At 43.7% G+C, this 19,286-nt stretch carries 14 protein-coding genes and 1 other annotated feature; of the genes, 9 read left to right on the top strand and 5 right to left on the bottom strand.

Annotated elements, in window-relative coordinates; genetic code table 11:
- Nucleotides 1–6 precede the first annotated feature (6 nt).
- On the bottom strand, nucleotides 7–1,050 hold the full coding sequence (ltaE, locus tag G476_RS0114500) for a low-specificity L-threonine aldolase (protein WP_342664063.1): 1,044 nt from the start codon (nucleotides 1,048–1,050) through the stop codon (nucleotides 7–9).
- Nucleotides 1,051–1,412: 362 nt separating this feature from the next.
- Here ltaE and G476_RS0114490 point away from each other — a divergent pair, with 362 nt between their 5' ends.
- The 3 genes from G476_RS0114490 (at nucleotide 1,413) to G476_RS22120 (ending at nucleotide 6,535) form a co-directional block, all read left to right on the top strand.
- On the top strand, nucleotides 1,413–2,615 hold the full coding sequence (locus G476_RS0114490; RefSeq protein WP_026690742.1) for an MDR family MFS transporter: 1,203 nt from the start codon (nucleotides 1,413–1,415) through the stop codon (nucleotides 2,613–2,615).
- Nucleotides 2,616–2,719: 104 nt separating this feature from the next.
- Nucleotides 2,720–2,942 (top strand) — a binding site (T-box leader).
- A 94-nt stretch (nucleotides 2,943–3,036) separates the two neighbouring features.
- A complete protein-coding gene (gene leuS, locus G476_RS0114485; RefSeq protein WP_026690741.1) occupies nucleotides 3,037–5,457 on the top strand; it encodes a leucine--tRNA ligase in 2,421 nt (806 codons plus the stop codon).
- Nucleotides 5,458–5,914: 457 nt separating this feature from the next.
- Complete coding sequence (locus tag G476_RS22120) at nucleotides 5,915–6,535, top strand: hypothetical protein (RefSeq protein WP_084405754.1); 621 nt, start codon at nucleotides 5,915–5,917, stop codon at nucleotides 6,533–6,535.
- Nucleotides 6,536–6,605: 70 nt separating this feature from the next.
- Here the strand turns inward: G476_RS22120 and G476_RS0114475 are convergent, their stop codons facing one another.
- Entirely contained in the window at nucleotides 6,606–7,004 is a 399-nt protein-coding gene (locus tag G476_RS0114475) for a flavin monoamine oxidase family protein (RefSeq protein WP_026690740.1), read from the bottom strand.
- A gap of 360 nt (nucleotides 7,005–7,364) precedes the next feature.
- Between G476_RS0114475 and G476_RS0114470 the strand changes: the two genes are divergently transcribed.
- Nucleotides 7,365–9,809: a TPM domain-containing protein gene (locus G476_RS0114470; protein WP_026690739.1), complete on the top strand. Its 2,445-nt coding sequence runs from the start codon at nucleotides 7,365–7,367 to the stop codon at nucleotides 9,807–9,809.
- 237 nt (nucleotides 9,810–10,046) lie between these two features.
- Here the strand turns inward: G476_RS0114470 and G476_RS0114465 are convergent, their stop codons facing one another.
- Nucleotides 10,047–10,721 (bottom strand): PspA/IM30 family protein, encoded by a 675-nt coding sequence (locus G476_RS0114465; protein ID WP_026690738.1) that lies wholly within the window; start codon nucleotides 10,719–10,721, stop codon nucleotides 10,047–10,049.
- A 282-nt stretch (nucleotides 10,722–11,003) separates the two neighbouring features.
- Here G476_RS0114465 and G476_RS22115 point away from each other — a divergent pair, with 282 nt between their 5' ends.
- Nucleotides 11,004–12,434 (top strand): alanine/glycine:cation symporter family protein, encoded by a 1,431-nt coding sequence (locus G476_RS22115; RefSeq protein ID WP_051314865.1) that lies wholly within the window; start codon nucleotides 11,004–11,006, stop codon nucleotides 12,432–12,434.
- Nucleotides 12,435–12,470: 36 nt separating this feature from the next.
- Here the strand turns inward: G476_RS22115 and G476_RS0114455 are convergent, their stop codons facing one another.
- On the bottom strand, nucleotides 12,471–12,914 hold the full coding sequence (locus tag G476_RS0114455) for an RrF2 family transcriptional regulator (protein ID WP_026690737.1): 444 nt from the start codon (nucleotides 12,912–12,914) through the stop codon (nucleotides 12,471–12,473).
- A gap of 185 nt (nucleotides 12,915–13,099) precedes the next feature.
- Here G476_RS0114455 and hmpA point away from each other — a divergent pair, with 185 nt between their 5' ends.
- Nucleotides 13,100–14,326: an NO-inducible flavohemoprotein gene (hmpA, locus tag G476_RS0114450; protein ID WP_026690736.1), complete on the top strand. Its 1,227-nt coding sequence runs from the start codon at nucleotides 13,100–13,102 to the stop codon at nucleotides 14,324–14,326.
- 182 nt (nucleotides 14,327–14,508) lie between these two features.
- Here hmpA and G476_RS0114445 read toward each other — a convergent pair whose 3' ends face one another.
- Nucleotides 14,509–15,789: a BaiN/RdsA family NAD(P)/FAD-dependent oxidoreductase gene (locus G476_RS0114445; RefSeq protein ID WP_026690735.1), complete on the bottom strand. Its 1,281-nt coding sequence runs from the start codon at nucleotides 15,787–15,789 to the stop codon at nucleotides 14,509–14,511.
- Between the two features lie 122 nt (nucleotides 15,790–15,911).
- Between G476_RS0114445 and proC the strand changes: the two genes are divergently transcribed.
- From proC to G476_RS22945, 3 genes are all read left to right on the top strand, one after another.
- Nucleotides 15,912–16,712: a pyrroline-5-carboxylate reductase gene (gene proC / locus G476_RS0114440; protein ID WP_026690734.1), complete on the top strand. Its 801-nt coding sequence runs from the start codon at nucleotides 15,912–15,914 to the stop codon at nucleotides 16,710–16,712.
- A gap of 62 nt (nucleotides 16,713–16,774) precedes the next feature.
- A complete protein-coding gene (locus tag G476_RS0114435; RefSeq protein WP_026690733.1) occupies nucleotides 16,775–17,176 on the top strand; it encodes a secondary thiamine-phosphate synthase enzyme YjbQ in 402 nt (133 codons plus the stop codon).
- Between the two features lie 468 nt (nucleotides 17,177–17,644).
- Nucleotides 17,645–19,048 (top strand): vWA domain-containing protein, encoded by a 1,404-nt coding sequence (locus G476_RS22945; protein WP_051314815.1) that lies wholly within the window; start codon nucleotides 17,645–17,647, stop codon nucleotides 19,046–19,048.
- The last annotated feature ends 238 nt before the right edge of the window (nucleotides 19,049–19,286 follow it).

Below are 19,286 nucleotides of genomic sequence, written 5' to 3'. Positions count from 1 at the left end.
GGTTGTTCATCCTTTCAGTTGCTTCCACGCATTGGTGATGCCGGCAATAGCCTGTTTCATGTCTGACTCGGTTAAATCTCGGTGAGTCGTTAGGCGGACGGTGAGTGGACCATAGGGGACTGCGAGTACACCTTGACGTTTCATTTCAGCAACCCAGTCTTCACTTGTTTTACCAGTTTCAGACGTGTTCACAAGAACCATGTTTGTTTCAACTTCGTTTTCAACTTTCACCCTATCGAGCTTGGCGACCGCTTCCGCCAACATGTTGGCGTGTAGGTGATCGATTTTTAAAAAGTCCAATCCGTTTTTTAAAGCCAAAAGAGCAGGGGCGGCTAATACGCCTGCTTGTCGTAATCCGCCACCAAGACGCTTCCGCCATTTTCTTGCTCTTGAAATGAACTCTTTATCACCCGCAAGAATCGAGCCGACCGGAGCTCCCAATCCTTTTGATAGGCAAAATTGAACAGAAGTCGTGTGCTCAGTGATGCGACTAATTTCAACATCGGAGGCTACAGCAGCGTTAAATAATCGTGCTCCGTCCATATGAACGGGGATGCGGTGTTCGTCTGCTAGACTTTTTACTTGAGCCAAGTAGTCGATCGGTAGCACTCGTCCTCCGCTTTTGTTATGGGTGTTCTCAAGCCAAATCAATCCCGTGTCCGGAAAGTGAACGTCACTCATGCGAATGGCACCTGCGATCTCTTCTATCTTCATTTTTCCGTTGTCACTTGGAAGAGTTCTTGATTGAACGCCGGCAAGGGCTGCGGTCGCTCCACCTTCGTATAAAAAGACGTGGGCTCTGTCATCCATAATGATTTCTTCACCTTGTCTCATATGGGTTAACACAGCCACTTGATTTCCTTGTGTGCCGCTTGTTACAAAGAGAGCGGCTTCTTTTCCCGTGAGTTTGGCAGCATAGGCTTCAAGCTCCAGGACGGTTGGATCTTCTTCATATACGTCGTCTCCCACAACCGCATTCGCCATAGCTTCACGCATCTCGGCTGAAGGTTTTGTTACTGTATCACTTCGTAAATCTATCAAATTCATCATAATAGCCTCCTTGAGGAGAATTTAGAAAGTCATTGGATAAGGTAAGGATCGAATTTTTTCAGTGCCTTTATTTGAATGGCAATGGCTTCACTCGGTTGCGCACCTGATACGAGAAACCCACTCGTATCAGAGACATGCATCCGTTCCGCTCATTTCATTCGTGTTTTCTAGTAGTAATCCTATCATAGATAAGGAGCCACTGGAAAAGTAAAGTCCAACTTTTCAGTGCCTTATATTGGAGTGGCAATGGCTTCATTTGCAGGGGAGAGGGAATTTACAAATTGAGTAAAAAGATCGTTGCTTTATTTGTTTTCCTGCTCTACAATTTGTTTAGTTATACGAAATAGTAAGGAGGTACCTGAATGCCAAAAGCGGTCTGGCTTCTCGTTATCGGAATGGCGATTAACGTAACGGGGGCGTCTTTTTTATGGCCTTTAAACACGATTTACATTCATATGGAATTAGGAAAATCCCTCTCCGTTGCAGGTATAGTCATTATGGGAAATGCGGTAATGGGAATTATCGGAAACCTCATTGGTGGAAAACTGTTCGATCGGATAGGCGGGTACAAGACAATTATGCTCGGTGTGTTGATTACGATGGCAAGTGCTTTTACCCTTGCTCTGTTTAATGACTTCTATCAATATGTTGTTTTAATGCTTGGTCTTGGATTTGGTGCAGGTGTGATTATTCCTGCCATGTATGCGATGGCAGGTGCAGTGTGGCCGGAGGGTGGTCGACGTCCGTTTAACGCCATGTACGTGGCGCAAAACGTTGGTGTTTCCGTTGGCGCAGCTTCAGGAGGCCTTCTTGCAAGCTATCGTTTTGACCTGGTTTTTCTCGGAAACGGATTGATGTATCTAGGCTTTTTTATTCTTGCTTTGTTGTTTTTTAGACATTTACAGGCAGACAATGGCCAAGGGCAAACCACAAACGTGTTTGAACAAAGTCAAGAAGTGGAGAACAAAAAACGATTCCGTGCCCTACTCATTATGTGTGGTGGCTTCCTCATCTGTTGGATTGCCTATGTTCAGTGGCAAACGACGATTAGTGTTCACACGCAAAACTTAGGAATTCCGTTAACACAGTACAGTATTTTATGGACGATTAATGGAGCGATGATCGTGTTTTTCCAGCCAGTGATCAAATTTTTCATAGAGAAATGGGTGCACTCACTAAAGGCGCAAATCTATGTGGGCCTCGTCATTTTTATGGGTGCTTATGTGGTTTTATCACAAGCAGACGTGTTTACCGCATTTGTGGTGGCAATGGTCATTCTTACGTTGGGAGAAATGTTTGTTTGGCCGGCGGTGCCGACAATTGCTCATCAACTTGCCCCGGAAGGAAAAGCAGGGTTTTATCAAGGCATTGTAAACAGTGTCGGAACTGGAGGACGCTTGATTGGTCCTTTCTTTGGAGGCGTCATGGCCGACCTTTTTGGGATGAGTGTCCTGTTTTATGCCCTCGTGGTGTTGTTTTTGATTAGTTTTGTGACAACAGCTTTGTATGATCGTGGCTTATCGGATAAAAAAATCGGAGAGCGGAATGTGGAATCTGTTTCATGATTTTTTGTGCGTTCATGTTTATTTTGCAAACATAACGTGAATCCTCTAGATAAATAGCCTTGACACAGGGCTTAGGAGTTCATAGAATAACAAGTATATATGTTGAACTGACGATGACAAGGAGTAGTAATGAACGGAGCACGCAAAAGAGAGTTGACGGTCGCTGCAAGTCAACCGTGCCATTCATGAACTCGCCTTTGAGTTGAATAAGTGGACTTTAGCGAGCTTATTCCGTTTTGCCTGCGTTATAGGTGTAATGAAGTGAGTACACACGTACTAATCATGGGTGGTACCGCGGGAAGTTGAATCCAACCTCTCGTCCCTGCAATTGCGCCAGGGATGGGAGGTTTTTTATATGCTTTGGAATCCTTCTGAACGGGCGTTCGGTACACTGATTTTACTAAACGAGGAGGTTGTCACCATGGCTTTTAACCATAAAGACATCGAACCAAAGTGGCAGAAATACTGGGATCAAGAAAAGACATTCAAAACAGAAGATGAAATCGGAAAAGAGAAGTTCTATGCTCTTGATATGTTTCCATATCCATCCGGAGCAGGACTTCATGTAGGACATCCGGAAGGCTACACAGCGACAGATATTCTTTCAAGAATGAAGCGCATGCAAGGGTACAACGTCCTTCACCCAATGGGATGGGATGCATTCGGACTTCCGGCAGAGCAATATGCGTTGGACACAGGAAACCATCCTCGTGACTTTACCCTTGCCAATATTGATACGTTCCGTCGTCAAATTAAAGCATTGGGCTTTTCTTACGATTGGGATCGTGAAGTCAATACTGTCGACGAAAAGTATTACAAATGGACACAGTGGATTTTCATCAAGCTTTATGAAAAAGGCTTAGCATACATTGATGAAGTAGCAGTAAACTGGTGCCCGGCACTTGGAACCGTTCTAGCTAACGAAGAAGTCATCGATGGGGTAAGTGAGCGCGGAGGTCACCCAGTCGAGCGTCGTCCAATGAAGCAGTGGATGCTTAAAATTACGGCCTACGCCGATCGTTTGCTTGAAGACCTTGACGATCTAGACTGGCCAGAGAGCTTAAAAGACATGCAACGTAACTGGATTGGTCGCTCTGAAGGAGCCGATGTTCATTACGGTATTGACGGATCTGACGAGAAAATTACTGTATTTACAACACGTCCTGATACGTTGTTTGGTGCAACGTACGTGGTGTTGGCCCCTGAGCATAAGCTTGTAAGCCAAATTGTTACGGACGATCAAAAAGAAGCAGTAGAGGCATACCAGCGTGACGTAGGGACAAAGAGTGATCTTGAGCGAACGGAGTTAGCAAAAGAGAAGACGGGTGTCTTTACAGGAGCTTACGCCATTCACCCGGTTTCCGGTGAGAAACTTCCGATTTGGATTGCCGATTATGTTCTAGCAAGCTACGGAACTGGAGCTGTAATGGCAGTACCGGGTCATGACGAGCGTGATTATGAGTTTGCGAAGACATTTGATTTGCCAATCGTTGAAGTTGTCGAAGGAGGAGACGTGGAGAAGGAAGCGTATGCCGGTGACGGTGCTCACGTAAACTCTGACTTCTTAAACGGTCTTCACAACGAAGAAGCGATTACGAAAATGATTGACTGGCTTAGTGAAAATGGAAAAGGCGATAAGAAAGTGACGTATCGATTACGTGACTGGCTGTTCAGTCGCCAGCGTTACTGGGGAGAGCCGATCCCGATTATTCATTTTGAAGATGGTACGATGAAAGCCGTACCTGAATCTGAGCTACCACTTACTCTTCCTGAAATGGAAGAATTCAAATCATCCGGTACTGGAGAGTCACCACTGGCTAACGCAGAAGACTGGTTGTTTGTAACCGATCCTGAAACGGGTAAAAAAGGTCGTCGTGAAACAAACACGATGCCACAATGGGCAGGAAGCTGCTGGTATTACCTTCGTTACATCGATCCTGACAACGAAGAGCAGTTGGCCGATCCTGAAAAGCTAAAGCATTGGCTACCTGTTGACATGTATATTGGAGGCGCGGAGCACGCGGTACTTCACCTTCTATACGCTCGTTTCTGGCACAAGTTCTTGTACGACATTGGTGTGGTACCAACGAAGGAGCCGTTCCAAAAGCTGTACAACCAAGGGATGATTCTTGGAGAAAACAACGAGAAGATGAGTAAGTCTAAAGGAAACGTTGTAAACCCTGACGAAATCGTTGAGTCACATGGTGCAGATACCCTTCGTCTATATGAAATGTTCATGGGGCCTCTTGATGCTTCGATTGCTTGGAGCACAACGGGTCTTGACGGAGCGAGACGTTTCTTGGACCGCGTGTGGCGCTTGATGGTCGCAGACAACGGTGCACTGAATCCATCGATTGTTGAGATGGACGAAAAAGACAGCTCTCTAACAAGAACGTATCATCAGACAGTGAAAAAAGTGTCTGAAGACTGTGAGGGCCTTCGTTTTAACACAGCCATTTCTCAAATGATGGTGTTCATCAACGACGCCTATAAGCAGGATAAGCTGCCTAGAGCATATATGGAAGGCTTTGTGAAGTTGCTATCACCAATCGCTCCTCACATCAGTGAAGAGCTTTGGGAGAAGCTAGGTCATGAAGGAACAATTACGTATGAAGCATGGCCAACGTACGACGAAAGCAAGCTTGTTGAGAACGAAGTGGAAATCGTTGTCCAAGTGAACGGCAAAGTCCGCTCGAAAATGGTCATCGCTAAAGACGCGGATCGAGAAGCAATGGAAAAAGAAGCCCTTGCTCTTGATAAAGTAAAAGAAGATATTGAAGGTAAAACGGTGAGAAAAGTTATTGCCGTACCAGGAAAGCTCGTAAATATCGTAGCTAACTAACATCGAACCCTCGGCGCTTAAGCGTCGGGGGTTATTTAATGTCGCAATTATAATGAAGAGCGAATTGCCGTTATTTAGATAAAGTAATCTAAATGACAAATAAGAAAAATAGTCCATTACTATAAATAAAATAGCAAGCCTCCGTTCCCTACAGGGAATTGAGGCTTTTAATTTTCAAAAAAAAGCTGGCGAACCTTAAAAGTTCAACAGTACGGCATATGGTGTCGTAGAAAGGTACCTTTATATAGAAACAAATGTCGTTACTAAATTCCACCTTATTCATGTTGGTGATCAGTTCTTCAACTGAGAATGTATCTGTTCCTGTGCTTGAGTAGTTCATCTGCTTTTTTTAGAAGAATTGGAATATATTAGACCCTATATTTCACGTGCCTTTACCCATAATAACTATTGTGCTTAGACAAGCGTTTAAGCATTTCATTTGCAGGGAGGCAGTTAAATGGTCGAATTTATTCTGATCGCACTGCTGGTTCTTGCCGGAATTGCTGTTGTTTGGACGCTCAGTGCTCGCAACACTGCACCTGAACCACAGCATGCTAAAATCCCGGTAGACCATAATCACCACAATTTTAAGGAGGAATTTGCTATGGAACGTGAAATTGAATCACAAAGAGCTAAAGAAGTCGCTCGTCATGCCGCTAAAGAACGTCAGGAACGTCGTGCTCAAAAATCGGAAATTGAAAGGGTTGTGGACGCGGAAATCGGAAGCGAGCTTGCCCCTTTAAAGAAGCAGCTTGAATCCATTCAGGCAACGCTTAACCAGACTCAGTCTGGGCAACAACAAAATTCTGGACAAAACTCGGGAGAGATGCAGGAAATGTCTTCTGAACTTTCCCAACAGCTTCAGCAATTTTCTAACCAGGCTCAGCAACAACAACAGCAAACGTTCCAGCAGCTTCAACAATCATTACAGCAGGCAACTCAAACGCTTCAGGATGTTGGACAGTCTCTTCAGTCCTTTAACGTTCTTGAACAGATCAACCAACAAATGGAGCAGTCACAAAACCAACTTCAGCAACAAACCCAGCAACCACAACAAACTCAGCAAAATAAGCAGTAATCATGTACCGGTGTAAGGCGGAAAACTGGATAAGCTCGGTAATACTGGGCTTATCCCTCTTATTATTTGATTAACGATTTAACCGTATAAATAATGCAAAATGAAACAGGAGAGGTTCATTGTTGGATTCTCCAATAAAACTATTAACCGGAAGGGAAAACTGCCGAATAAGTTCAAACGTGAGTACATGGTCATTCGGGATTCTCATTGCACCTGCATCAAAATAACGTCCTTCAGAAAACGGTTCACGGATTGTATGAATTCTCCCCCCTACACGACTGTTTCCTTCAAGTATATTAACGCTATTGCCAGACTGCTTTAATAAATATCCGGCAGTTAAACCGGCCATTCCCGCTCCCAAAATAATAATATTCTTTCTGTATGACACATCAGGGAGCCCATTTTTCAGTATGTGTAATCGCCGTTGCCATACTGCAGGTATAAGACTGTCTGCGATTCGGTGTACCATGCAATCCTCCTTATTATTTTTACTCTTCAGTCTTAACTTAAATCAAGGGTATTATGAGTCCTACCTTTTATAGTGTAGCCAATTAATGATAGGGACCCCCCACGATTCTACCCTAGTAAACAACTCTTATCCGTCGCTTTTTTGTAGGTAATTGGGCATCTCTAAATTTCTCGAAAATACCTTACGTTCTCATGTTAAAATTAGGATATATCAATATGTTGTAATGAACCATAGTCAAAAATAGCTTAACACGTATCAAGTCTCATAGATGATATAGGGCTTATAAGTGGTTTTTATTGAAACTTATGGCCCCTTATTTCTGTAAATAAATGAGAAATAGTGATCACTGGAGGAATGTGTATGAAACGTTTGCGAAACTGGATCTGTACAATGTTGCTTGGGTCCGCTTTACTTGTCGTGCCTTCTGTTACTGCTGCTGATGTGACTATTGAAGATAATGGACAATTTTTCACAGATTCAGAGACTGAGAATCTGGAGGAGGAACATAGAGATGCGGAATTTAATTATTACATATATACCGTTCCTTCTCTGGAGGGTGCTTCGATTGAAGATTTAAGCGTGGATATCGAAAATCAAATGACAGGGTATGATGCCATCCTTGTACTGGCAATGGATGAAAGTGAAGTCTACATTAATCCTTTAACTGCTGGCTTTGAAGAAGCCGTTTTGTCATCCTTTAACAGCTATGAGCATCTGCTTGAAGAGACGTTTATGCCTTTAGCGATGGATGGTAATGTTGCTGGAGGTGTAAATGAGCTCGTTCAGTTTACTGAAGCGAGCCAAAATGAGCCGACGGAAGCCGAGAGCAGTGGAGTTGCCACCTTTTTCTTTATCGTCCTGATTGGTGCTGCTGGAGCAGGAGGGCTCTTCTTATTATTCAGGCAACGTAAAGCAAAGCGTAGAAAGACAGACGTGCTTAAGAAGCAAAAGCAAGTCATTAGTGAGGCCTATCCCTTTTTAAATAAAGCAGATGACAAGAGAGGGTTAACACGAGGAAAAACGAAAGAGGTATTTGATCGTCTGTTCGTTCAGGTTCAGACGTTTATATCGGAAAATGAACAAAGAGCAAAGGAAGTAGCCAAAGTAAAACCTCCAATCTTAAACCAGCTGTCTTTTTACAGTAAAATGACAGGATTAGAGAAGGATGTAATAGATGAAGGCGAGCAGTTCGCCAAGGTGAAGGAGGAAATCGACAGGCTCATTGAAAAAGAACTCCGAGTAGGGACGGAATTTAATGAATTGAATGGACGAGTCGAGGCATCCGGGAAAAAGCTTGGTGTGCTAAAAGAACAAAGCGCTCTTCCTATGGCTAGCCTTGAAGCAGATAAGCATAAAGTTAAGGAATTACTCGATGAATTAAAAGCTTCTGATTACAGCTTCGATTATTTGAACACAAAAGATGCCCTCTCTTCGATTAAGCCTGAAGTTGAAAGCTTTGCAGAAAAAGTGAACACTCAGGAAAAATTGGTCCATGAGATACCTCAAATTGAGGAATCGATCATTGCTGCAAAAGAAGATGTACGTGAGTTGGTTGCTCGTGAAAAGCTTATGATTGTTGAGTTTGACCCGTTCAGTCTGCTTCAGGAAGCTGAAGACACGTTTAATGAGCTCCAAGAGTACATTGAGGACGGAGTCGTACCTGCGGCAGTAAGAGCGAATAATCGTATCCTTCTTCTGATTAAAGAAGCAAAGGAAGGAACACAAAATATAATCACAATGCGAGACAAAATGTTTGAGGAGCTACCGGCTTTTGAAAACACGCTGAAATCTCATCGTGCTAAGGAGTCAGCTTTTTCCGCAGAAATCGAAAAGCTCCGATCCTCTTTTTCTGAGCGGCACTGGAAAGACCTCCATAGTACATTTAACGAACTGTTAACCCGGGCAGGCCGAGGACTTCAGACAATTGCACAAATAGATAAATTAATTTCAAGTGATGTACAGCGGTACAAAGAAGCGGATGGATTGACTGAGAATCTGCAAAAAGAGATGGACTATATAGAGAAGCTTTACAACGAATGCTTCTTCACTTTTGATCGGCTTGTGGAAGAAAAGGCGGAAGTTGAGCAGACAATCGAAGACATGAAAACTAAAGTTGATAGACTCTTTTCTATTGTGGAAGATGAAAGGTTGCCAGATGACACGTCAGAGCTTTCTATAATGAACGACCATTTGGGGGCTTTGTCAAAAGAACTCACGATGTTACCTCTCGATCTAACGATGATTAAAGAGAACATTCGTAATGAACAAAAAATATTACGAAAGGTTTCAGGGGCAGTGGATAAGCGAGTAGAAGAAAAACGGAGAGCTGAACGGGAATGGCGGGAAGTAGAAGGGTCATTTAACACCGCTGATAAAAGATACGGCTTATCCTTGTTTTCGAATCCATACAGAAAACGCTTTAAAGCGTGTGAGGATAACGTCACTGAAGCCATGGAAAAAGGAAGATATGAAGACGTTGTGGCTGAGGCCAAAGTGGTTCGTCAGATTGTTAGAGAACTGACGAGCGAACTTAACCGAAGAGACAGAGAGCGAAATGCTAGGCGAAGAGCAACGACTGTAAGAAGAACAGGCGGATTTCCTACAGGCACCGGCAGGAATGGCAACTCTCCATTTGGAGGATCTGGTCCATTTGGCGGTGGAGGAGGGTCCAACCGTGGTGGCGGTGGCTCTTTTGGAAGCGGAAGTCGTCGCGGAGGAGGGGGTTCTTTTGGTGGAGGAGGCTCTCGCCGAGGCGGAGGCGGAAGCTTTGGGGGCGGACGCTCCGGTGGAGGAAAGAAATTTTAAACTGTAAAAAAGGCTGTTCGGTCAAGGGGGGACCCTGGTCGAACAGCCTTTTTGTTTGTTTTTGTTTAGCGGTTTTCTTACCTGTGGATAACGACTCTTAATAAAAATCTTATTCGTCTAGCTCCAGCGCCTACGAGCTCGAGGTCATTTCATTCCATCAGTTGAAGCCAAAAAGCGGCTTCAAACTGATGGAATGAAATGCTTGACGCTCGTGACCAGGCGCTTCCGCTTTTGTTCCTACGCGTTTTTCTTCTGCATCTTTTCTTTCAAAGCTGCTAATTCACGATCAACTGAGCTTGTGGTTTCGAGACTTGCAAGTTCATCGTCAAGAGACTTGTTTAAGCTTCGCAGTTCTTCTGAAGACTCTGCTTCCGCTTCATTTTGTAGCACTTTTTCTTCCATTCTCTCGAAACCACTTTTTGCGCTGTCTCCTATTCCGGACATCGCGCGGTTTACTTTGGCACGGGCTTTTGCACTCTCAGACCGGGCTTTGAGAGAATCCTTTTTCATCTTCATTTCATCATGCTCGGCTTTCATTTCTCTCATTTTATCTTTCAGTTCAGCTGAGAGCTTCTGCGCTTCTTCATAAGACTGTTTCAATGAGTCAGCATTAGCCTGTTGCTTGTTTTTATCTTCCAGTACTCTGCGTGCAAGGTCTTCATCCCCTGATTCAAGTGCTGCGAGTGCCTGTTCCTCTCGCTTGGCAGTGTAAGAGGCTGCTTCTTCATATTTCCTTTGAAGCATTTTTTCATTAGCAATTTGTTTAGCAACTGCACTTTCTACATCAGCAATATCCTTTTCCATATCAACGATGAACTGATCGAGCATCTTGGATGGGTCTTCAGCTTTGTTTAAAAGGGCGTTTAATTCAGATGAAACAATCGTACGAACGCGGTTAAAAAATCGAAACATGGTCATCCCTCCGTATAAACATTTTCTAAAATGATCATAGCATAGTTATGCCTGAGATAATGAATATACGTTGCATTTTATGAAAAGGTTTCATCGACAAAATCTACCTCTGCTTTATGCCTCCTCGTGTTTATAGCATCAGATTTTATGAAACGATGACCATTACTAGCCTCGCCAGGTCTAACAGGGTGTCTATTTACTTATTTTTCAAGATTTAGGTTTCGGTTTGGTAACCCCTTGGGAAATAGATATTTATTCTCAAGAACGGAGTTGGTTGAGTTGCTGGAGACACTTGAAGTATGGATAGCAACCGTTTCGGATTTTTTATGGACATACTTGCTATCGATCATTCTTATTAGCGGTGGGATTTTCTTAACGTACCGTTTGAAGTTCTTCCAATTTCGCTTTTTTGGCCATGTACTCAAACAGACCATTGGTCAAATCTTTAAAAAGCCCGATGAAAAAGGGACGATTACCCCGTTTCAGGCTTTCACATCAGCCCTTGCTTCAACCGCAGGTGCGACAAATATTGTAGGTGTACCCGTGGCCATTGCTTTGGGTGGACCAGGTGCGTTGTTTTGGATGTGGATGGTTGCTCTTATCGGAATGGCCACAAAGTATTCTGAAATTGTTCTGGGATTGAAATACCGAGAAGTGAGTAAAGATGGAACTTGGGTCGGTGGGCCGCAATATTACATAAGAAAAGCGCTAGGCTGGAATAAAGTTGCGGCACTTTTTGCCTTTTCCTTAATGATCGTGATCATACCAAGCATCATGGTTCAGTCAAACTCCATTTCAACTCAAGTAGAAGGGGCGTTTGGCTGGTCTACATCCGCTTCGGGGATTGCAATTACGATTATGGTAGCCCTCATTGTACTTGGAGGCATTAAACGGATCGGAAAAGTGACCGACAAAGTGGTTCCGTTCATGGTCATTACCTACATCCTTGTTTGTATGATCATTTTGATTGTGAATGTGACAGAACTCCCAAGTGTGTTCTCACTCATTTTTGTTCATGCCTTTACGCCTATTTCAGCTGCCGGAGGTTTTGCAGGCGCCGGAATTGCACAAGCCCTTCGATGGGGTCTAGCCAGAGGTCTTTATTCAAACGAAGCAGGTCTTGGTACGGCACCGATAGCACACGCTGCGGCCCAGACGGACCACCCTTCCAAACAGTCCTTGTGGGGGATCTTCAGTGTTTTTGTGGATACGATCGTTTTATGTACACTTTCGGGGCTGGCAGTACTGTCAACGGGAGCATGGCTTGATGTAGATGTTAACGATGCATCGAATATGATTAATGTGGCTGTAGGTTCCGTGTTTGGTGATACGTTTGGAGGCAGCTTTGTGGCTGTGTTTCTGTTGTTCTTCGTGCTCACCACGATCGGGGTTCTCGTATTTTACGGGGAAAAGCAAGCAGAATATCTGTATGGTCTAAAAGCTGCCAAAATGATGAGAGTCGTTTATATTGGAGCGATTTATCTTGGGGCCATTGGCGGACTGCAATTTGTCTGGCAGTTTCTCGATTTAATCTTGGCTTTCGTTGTTTTCTTTAATATTATTCCGGTTCTCTTTTTGCACAAAGAAATCAGAGCCATTACGGAAGATTACATTGAAAGAATCTATAAAGGCAAAGGTGGGGAACCAAAAATCACCTTATTTGTGGAAAAGCCGGCTAAAGGGGATGAGAAAAAAGCATCATCAGACCGTTAAAAAAAGAGAGTGTCCAATTCCAAATTGGATGCTCTCTTAATTTGTGTGCAGGTTGAACAGCTTCCTTAACACTTGGTCATTTACGGTAAGGTCACTCAACGTATACTGATCGAGAACACTCATGTAAGCTGACATCGCTTCTTTTAACACACCTTTTAATTTACACGCAGGGGTTAAAATGCACTGATTGGATTCCTCGTCAAAGCACTCCACGAACCCTCGATTATCTTCTGTTTGTCTGACGACCGAACCGATATTAATGTCTTTAGGATCTTTGGCAAGTCGGATGCCTCCGTTTCTCCCTTTCACCGTTTCCAAGATTTCCAACTTACCGAGCTGATAGGTTACCTTCGTAAGGTGGTTATATGAAATGTTATAGGTTTTCGCTACTTCCTTTACACTTGATAATTGTTCTTTTGGTTGAACGGCAAGGTAGAGGAGGAGACGTAAGGAGTAGTCCGTATAGGTTGTTAATTGCATCGTGCTCACTCCCACTTCGTTGTTATAGGCAAGCATACCATATTGCGGTTATGTTTTCCCGAATGAAAGCACATGTGAACAATTTAAGGCAATCTTTAAATGTGTATTCTAGATACTGATTTAAGTGATACAATAAATATGTATTTAAAATACTTATTTAAAACGAGGGTGAAAGGGGATCCAAAATGAGCGCAAATACATTGAGTACCCAGTCTAAAGAGATTGTGAAAGCATCTGCACCAATTCTTCAAGAGCATGGTGAAAAAGTGACGCAAACGTTTTATCACAACTTGTTTCAAGCACACCCGGAGTTACTGAATATATTCAATGAAACCCATCAGAAAAAAGGAAAACAACCTATGGCCCTGGCAAACACATTGTATGCTGCGGCTGTTAATATTGAACGCCTGGAAGAACTGCTTCCTGCAGTAAAGCAAATTGCTCACAAACATCGAAGTTTGAACGTATTACCTGAGCATTACCCGATTGTCGGAAAGTACCTGCTAGAGGCGATGCGAGAGGTCTTGGGCGAGTCTCCTCAAGTAGAAGAAGTGATTCAAGCATGGGCAGAAGCGTACGGCATCATTGCTGATATCTTTATTAATGTGGAAAAAGAAATGTATGAGGAAGCATCTGCGCCAATTGGGGGATGGTCAGGGTTTAGGGCGTTCATCCTTGATAAAAAAATTCCGGAAAGTAGCGTCATTACATCCTTCTACTTAAAACCAGTGGATGAAAAACCGTTACCTAATTTTAAACCGGGCCAATACACCTCGGTACAGGTTCAGCCGATCAACAGCCGCTTTAAACAAATGAGGCAATATAGTCTCTCGGACGCCCCAGGAAACGATTACTTAAGAATCAGTGTTAAAAAAGAAGGAGGAAGTCCTCTCCACCCTGATGGAGCAGTGTCCAACTATCTTCACGAAGAACTAAGTGAAGGAGATACGCTCCTTCTTACGGCACCAGCTGGTGACTTTACGTTGGATGAATCATCAGATCGTCCTGTTGTCTTTATTAGCGGTGGGGTAGGGATGACACCGCTCATAAGTATGGTAAATCACCTGACGAAGAGGGGAACGGATCGAGAAATTACGTATCTTCACGGGGCTAGAAGTGAGAAAGAGCATGCGTTTCATGACCACCTGGTGAGTTTGGCAAAGCATCACGATCATCTTAAGTACGGGGTTTGCTATGAGAAAGAGGCTGGTGGCGGTGAGTATGTAAAAGGATCAGGATTTATCGATCGAACATTTTTGGAAGAGAATTTACAAACGCGCGATTCCGACTTTTACTTGTGCGGGCCGGAACCGTTTATGAAAGCAGTGTTCAGTGCGTTAAAGGAAATGGGGATTTCCGAAGGTCGCATTCATTACGAATTCTTCTCTCCAGGGGGATCGCTTGGGGAATAGATAATTGAAAAAAGGAGTCTCGCTAATGGGCGAGACTCTTTCTTTAGGAAGTATTCTTTTTTGCAGAGAGAATTTATTAATCGAGTTACCGTGTTTATTCATCGACTTTGGAATTTATCGATCGAGTTACCCGATTTGTTCATCGACTTTGAGATTTATCAATCGAGTTGCCTCGCTCAGTCCTATTCTTCCCACAAATTCATCGCTGCTGCACGACCGGCTGTATACCCGGTTGAGAACGCGACAGTGATATTGTAGCCACCTGTATAGCCATGAAGGTCTAAGACTTCTCCGCAGAAAAACAAACCGTGCTTAAACTTGGATTCCATCCGTTTTGGCTGGACTTCTTTTACGCTCACTCCGCCTCCTGTAACAAACGCTTTCTCGATCGACAAAGTGCCGTTGGCTGAAAGGGGGAAGTGCTGAGCCAAGTTGGCTAAATCACGGATGTTCTCTTTTGATACATTCGCCTGAGTAAGTTGCGGGTCCACACCGGACAATTCAAAAAGAGCCGTAAGCATCCGATCAGGTACCCAACCGTTTAGAGCATTTTTAACGGCTTTTTTCGGTTCCGATTTAAGGAAACGATCGATGTCCTCGATGACGTCATTTCCTCGCTTGTCCGGAAACAAATTCACCTCAAGGGGAACGTCCTTTCCTTTATGCTTCTTTCTTGCTTTCACAACATATTGGCTACAACGAAGAGCTGCAGGACCGGAGATTCCAAAGTGGGTAAAGATCATGTCCCCATCGTGAGTGACAATCCCTTTCTTTTTCTTCGGATCAATCACGCTTAGTTCAATATCTCGTAAGGACAATCCTTGTAACGTTTTATCTTTAATAAGTTTGTCGTTACACGTAATCGGTACTTCTGTTGGGTACAGGTCCGTGACAGTATGTCCAGCTTTTTTTGCCCAAGGGTATCCATCCCCGGTGCTTCCTGTGTGGGGGACGGACTTGCCTCCGACGGCAATAATCACATTTGTTGCGGTAATGTATTCGCCGTTTTTTAATTTGACCCCTTCAACACGATCGTCGTGATAAAGTACGTCGGCTACCTCAGTGTTCGTTCGCACATCCACTTTTAGAGAATCAATACGCTCAAGAAGGGTTCTTACAACCGTGATGGCTTTATCGTTTACGGGAAACATTCGTCCTCTGTCTTCTTCTTTGAGTTCAATTCCTAAGTTTTCAAAAAAGGAGATGATGTCCTCGTTATTAAAGACCGAGAAAGGGCTGTACATGAAGCGACCGTTTCCTGGGATGTGTTTAATGATTTCTTCTACATCGGCACGATTGGTTACATTGCACCGACCGCCTCCTGAAATGGCAAGTTTACGACCAAGCTTCGATCCTTTATCTAGAAGGAGAACCTTGGCACCGTGTTCTGCGGCAGAGACAGAAGCCATCAAACCGGATGGTCCTCCACCGATGACAATCACATCAAAATTTTCTTTGTTCATGGTTAACGCCTGCTTTCTAAACAAAAAAGTTCCATTTTTTCATTATTTTTTAGTCTAGCATACTTTTCTAAATCGTAAACTCATGATATTTTAATTAAAAGCTAATAAGGAGTGAAGAACGCATGAGACCAACTCGAATCCTAATGATTGGTGCCGGTCGTATGGCTGAAGCTGTCCTTTCAGGTATTTTAAAGCAGCGCCATCCGGCAATTGAAAAAATCACATTAACAAATCGTCAAGACAGAGGGCGGCTTGATACCCTCAAAGAGCGTTACGGTGTCCATGCGTCTTCAAACTGGGAAGAAGAAGTGGCTGATCACGATGTGATTTTTCTAGCTTCACCACCTTCCACTCACGATGAGATTTTAAAACGTCTTGGAAACATTATTGATGGTCAACTGGTCGTGACAGTGGCAGCCGGCATTGATACGACTTTTATGGAAGAAAGACTTCCAAAGGGTACTCCGGTTTGTTGGATTATGCCTAATACGGCAGCTCAAATTGGTGAGTCCATTTCAACATTTACATGTGGACATCACGTAAACCCTGAGCACCGTGACATGATTGCGTTTATCCTAGAAGCCATTGGTGAGTCGGCGGAGCTGAGTGAACAACAAGTTCACGATCTAACCGCAGTAACAGGAAGTGCGCCAGCGTTTGTTTATGCGTTCGTAGAAGCGATGGAAGAGGCGGCTGTTGAAAATGGTGTAACTCCAGAACAAGCGAGGTCGCTTGTAACGAAAATGCTGAGTGGCTCAGCGGCTATGTTAGCAGCAGGGCACTCCCCACAAGATTTAAGAGATCAAGTCGCTTCACCAGGTGGCTCCACAGCTGCTGGTTTGGAAGTGTTGAATGAAAGAAAGTATAAAGAAGCCATCAAAGCTGCTGTTAAAGCAACGAATGCTCACGCTCGTGGTGAATAGTTTAACAAGTCTCTCTTTTGAGGAATAGTAAAGGAAACAGGCTCATAAAGGACGTGTTTACTTTGGTTAAACAAATTACGATTCAAACAAACGGGCGAGATGAAATGATTGATATAACAAACCAAGTTGAGGCTTATGTAAAAGAGCAAGGAGTACAAGAGGGGATCGTTTATGTGTATTGCCCTCATACAACAGCAGGAATTACGATAAATGAAAATGCAGACCCGGATGTCAAGCACGATATGCTCATGCGTTTTGATGAAGTGTATCCTTGGGAACACCCTAAATACCGTCATGCAGAAGGAAATACAGCATCTCACTTGAAAGCGAGCACTGTTGGTAGTTCACAGCCCGTGATCATCCAAAACGGGAATCTCATCCTTGGAACATGGCAAGGGATTTACTTCTGTGAATTCGACGGACCGCGTACGAGAAAGTGTTACTTCAAAACAATTGAAGGATGATCCATAAGAAAAAGAGCCGACAAACCCGTCGGCTCTTTTTCTTGTGGAGTGGTGGGGGTTCTATTGGTAAGGCCACAGACTCGAAACTTTTCCAGATTATTTTTTAGAAAATTGTAATTTTAAAGGTAAAAACAGTAAAAGAAGGGTAATGGGGATTTAGTAAGGGTCAGATAAGTAGCGTTTTGAGCCATTATTATTAGTTCAGTAGGCCATTCGACCTTTCTTATAGCCATTTAGAGCAAGTGAATAGTTAAATTCACTCACGATTTTTTTGGATAATTATGTTAGTATCACTTTTGTTGAACGTATTATAAAAGGCTGTTGTTCATTTTCCTTGGGGTATGCAAGTTGATGCGTCAGGAGACGGTACAGGCCATAAAGCCAGGCCGGTCCTAGTAAAAGCCCATATAGCGAACAATGAATGATATAAATGCCTTGATGAAAATGATATAGCTGGAGGGAATTGGGATGAAGTATCGTTTTTTAGCCGCTGGTCTCTTGATACTGTTAAGTGCCTGTTCATCAGATGGGGATCAGGAAGTCATTGAAGATGAAGTGCTAGGGGAAGAAAGTACAGCCGTTGAAGAAGACGAGAGCGGCGGGGAGAATCAGGAGGAAGCTGATGATGGTGGGGAAGCTCAGGAACCTTTAGAGCCTGAGTATTACGAAATCTCAGACTTATCACGGGAGCTTACGGACGTTGAAGAAAAATTGATGAGAATGGAAGGTCCTTACCACGGAGATCAATTTGATGCTGACGCTGTAATGGAGGAGCTTTCTCACATCGATGAACACACGAGCGAGGAAGAGGCATTCGAAGCGATTTTGAGCCTTATTCACGAGCCTTATTATGAAGATGTTGAACAGGTCATCGCCTTTAACCCGGATATTGAAGTGGATTCTGAAACGCCGGAAGAAGAGGCGCCAGATGAAGATGAACTTCCTTCAACGTCCCACTTCTCCATTCTGCTTGATGCAAGCGGGAGCATGAACGCCAGAAACCAGAGCGGGACGCGTATGGATGAAGCGAAAGAAGCCATTGAAGCTTTTGTAGCGACGCTACCTGAAAACAGCACCACATCCCTCCGTGTTTATGGACACGAAGGCGATAACACGAATGCGGGTAAAGAACTGTCCTGCAGTTCTACAGATACGATTTATCATGGAGAAACCGATGCAGATGCATTGAGTGAGGTTCTTGATGACGTGGATGCAGTCGGTTGGACACCGATTGCTAAAGCGATTGAAGACTCCCAGGATGATATACCAGAAGATGCAACAGACGTTATCGTCTATATCGTCAGCGATGGGATTGAAACTTGCGGCGGTGATCCGGTAAAAGCAGCGCAGGAACTGGTCGATCAGGATATTGAGCCAATCATCAATATAATTGGATTTCAAGTGGAAGACGATGATTATCAGAGTTTGATTGATGTAGCTGAAGCAGGAAACGGCGAGTTCACATTTGTAGATTCCAAGCAGGAACTCGAAAGCTATTGGGAAGAAGAATATCGCAGGATGATGGACGCCTGGAATGAGTGGAAGCGTGCGGCCATGGATGAAGTAAATGAACGAAGTGCAGAGCTTAAAGACCAGGCAAATGAGTTGAAAGACTCCATTATGGAAAAATCAAATGATGAGTGGGCCAATGCCCAGGTCATTATTGACAGACTTGTTGAAGAAGAGCAGATTGAATCTTCGGTCCGAAGAGACCTGTGGAGTAGGTTTTACAATCGGAAGAATGAGAATTGGAGCTACGGCTACAATACCGGGGTTGAAAACTGGTCGAATGCCTACAATGAAGGAATCGACAGGTGGAGAGAAGTCTATCATCTCGGAAATGAAAAATGGTCGGAGTACTATAACAAATAACACTACAAGGAGGCCCTGCGAAAAAGGGGGCCTCCTTCGTTTTTTATTAAGTGACGGGATCTGTCCCCTGAACAATTATGTAAGGTTGTGGGGAATGCCTATCGTTGCATCCATTCTTGTTATCTATATAGAGGGGTCAATCCTTGTCAATACCTATTGAGTATTGTTCAGGGGACAGACCCCGCACACTTTCTTTGGGAAGTATGATAAAATGCTAGCAGTGTTTAAATTCAATGAT

The organism is Alteribacter aurantiacus DSM 18675, assembly GCF_000429705.1.
Classification (GTDB): domain Bacteria; phylum Bacillota; class Bacilli; order Bacillales; family Salisediminibacteriaceae; genus Alteribacter; species Alteribacter aurantiacus.
Note: the sequence above shows the minus strand (reverse complement) of the source record. Positions and strands in the feature narration are given on the sequence as shown.

Bases quoted from the DNA above. Each gene is read 5' to 3' on its own strand.
- ltaE (WP_342664063.1), bottom strand. From the start codon at position 1,050: ATGATGAATTTGATAGATTTACGAAGTGATACAGTAACAAAACCTTCA.
- G476_RS0114490 (WP_026690742.1), top strand. From the start codon at position 1,413: ATGCCAAAAGCGGTCTGGCTTCTCGTTATCGGAATGGCGATTAACGTA.
- leuS (WP_026690741.1), top strand. From the start codon at position 3,037: ATGGCTTTTAACCATAAAGACATCGAACCAAAGTGGCAGAAATACTGG.
- G476_RS22120 (WP_084405754.1), top strand. From the start codon at position 5,915: ATGGTCGAATTTATTCTGATCGCACTGCTGGTTCTTGCCGGAATTGCT.
- G476_RS0114475 (WP_026690740.1), bottom strand. From the start codon at position 7,004: ATGGTACACCGAATCGCAGACAGTCTTATACCTGCAGTATGGCAACGG.
- G476_RS0114470 (WP_026690739.1), top strand. From the start codon at position 7,365: ATGAAACGTTTGCGAAACTGGATCTGTACAATGTTGCTTGGGTCCGCT.
- G476_RS0114465 (WP_026690738.1), bottom strand. From the start codon at position 10,721: ATGTTTCGATTTTTTAACCGCGTTCGTACGATTGTTTCATCTGAATTA.
- G476_RS0114455 (WP_026690737.1), bottom strand. From the start codon at position 12,914: ATGCAATTAACAACCTATACGGACTACTCCTTACGTCTCCTCCTCTAC.
- hmpA (WP_026690736.1), top strand. From the start codon at position 13,100: ATGAGCGCAAATACATTGAGTACCCAGTCTAAAGAGATTGTGAAAGCA.
- G476_RS0114445 (WP_026690735.1), bottom strand. From the start codon at position 15,789: ATGAACAAAGAAAATTTTGATGTGATTGTCATCGGTGGAGGACCATCC.
- proC (WP_026690734.1), top strand. From the start codon at position 15,912: ATGAGACCAACTCGAATCCTAATGATTGGTGCCGGTCGTATGGCTGAA.
- G476_RS22945 (WP_051314815.1), top strand. From the start codon at position 17,645: ATGAAGTATCGTTTTTTAGCCGCTGGTCTCTTGATACTGTTAAGTGCC.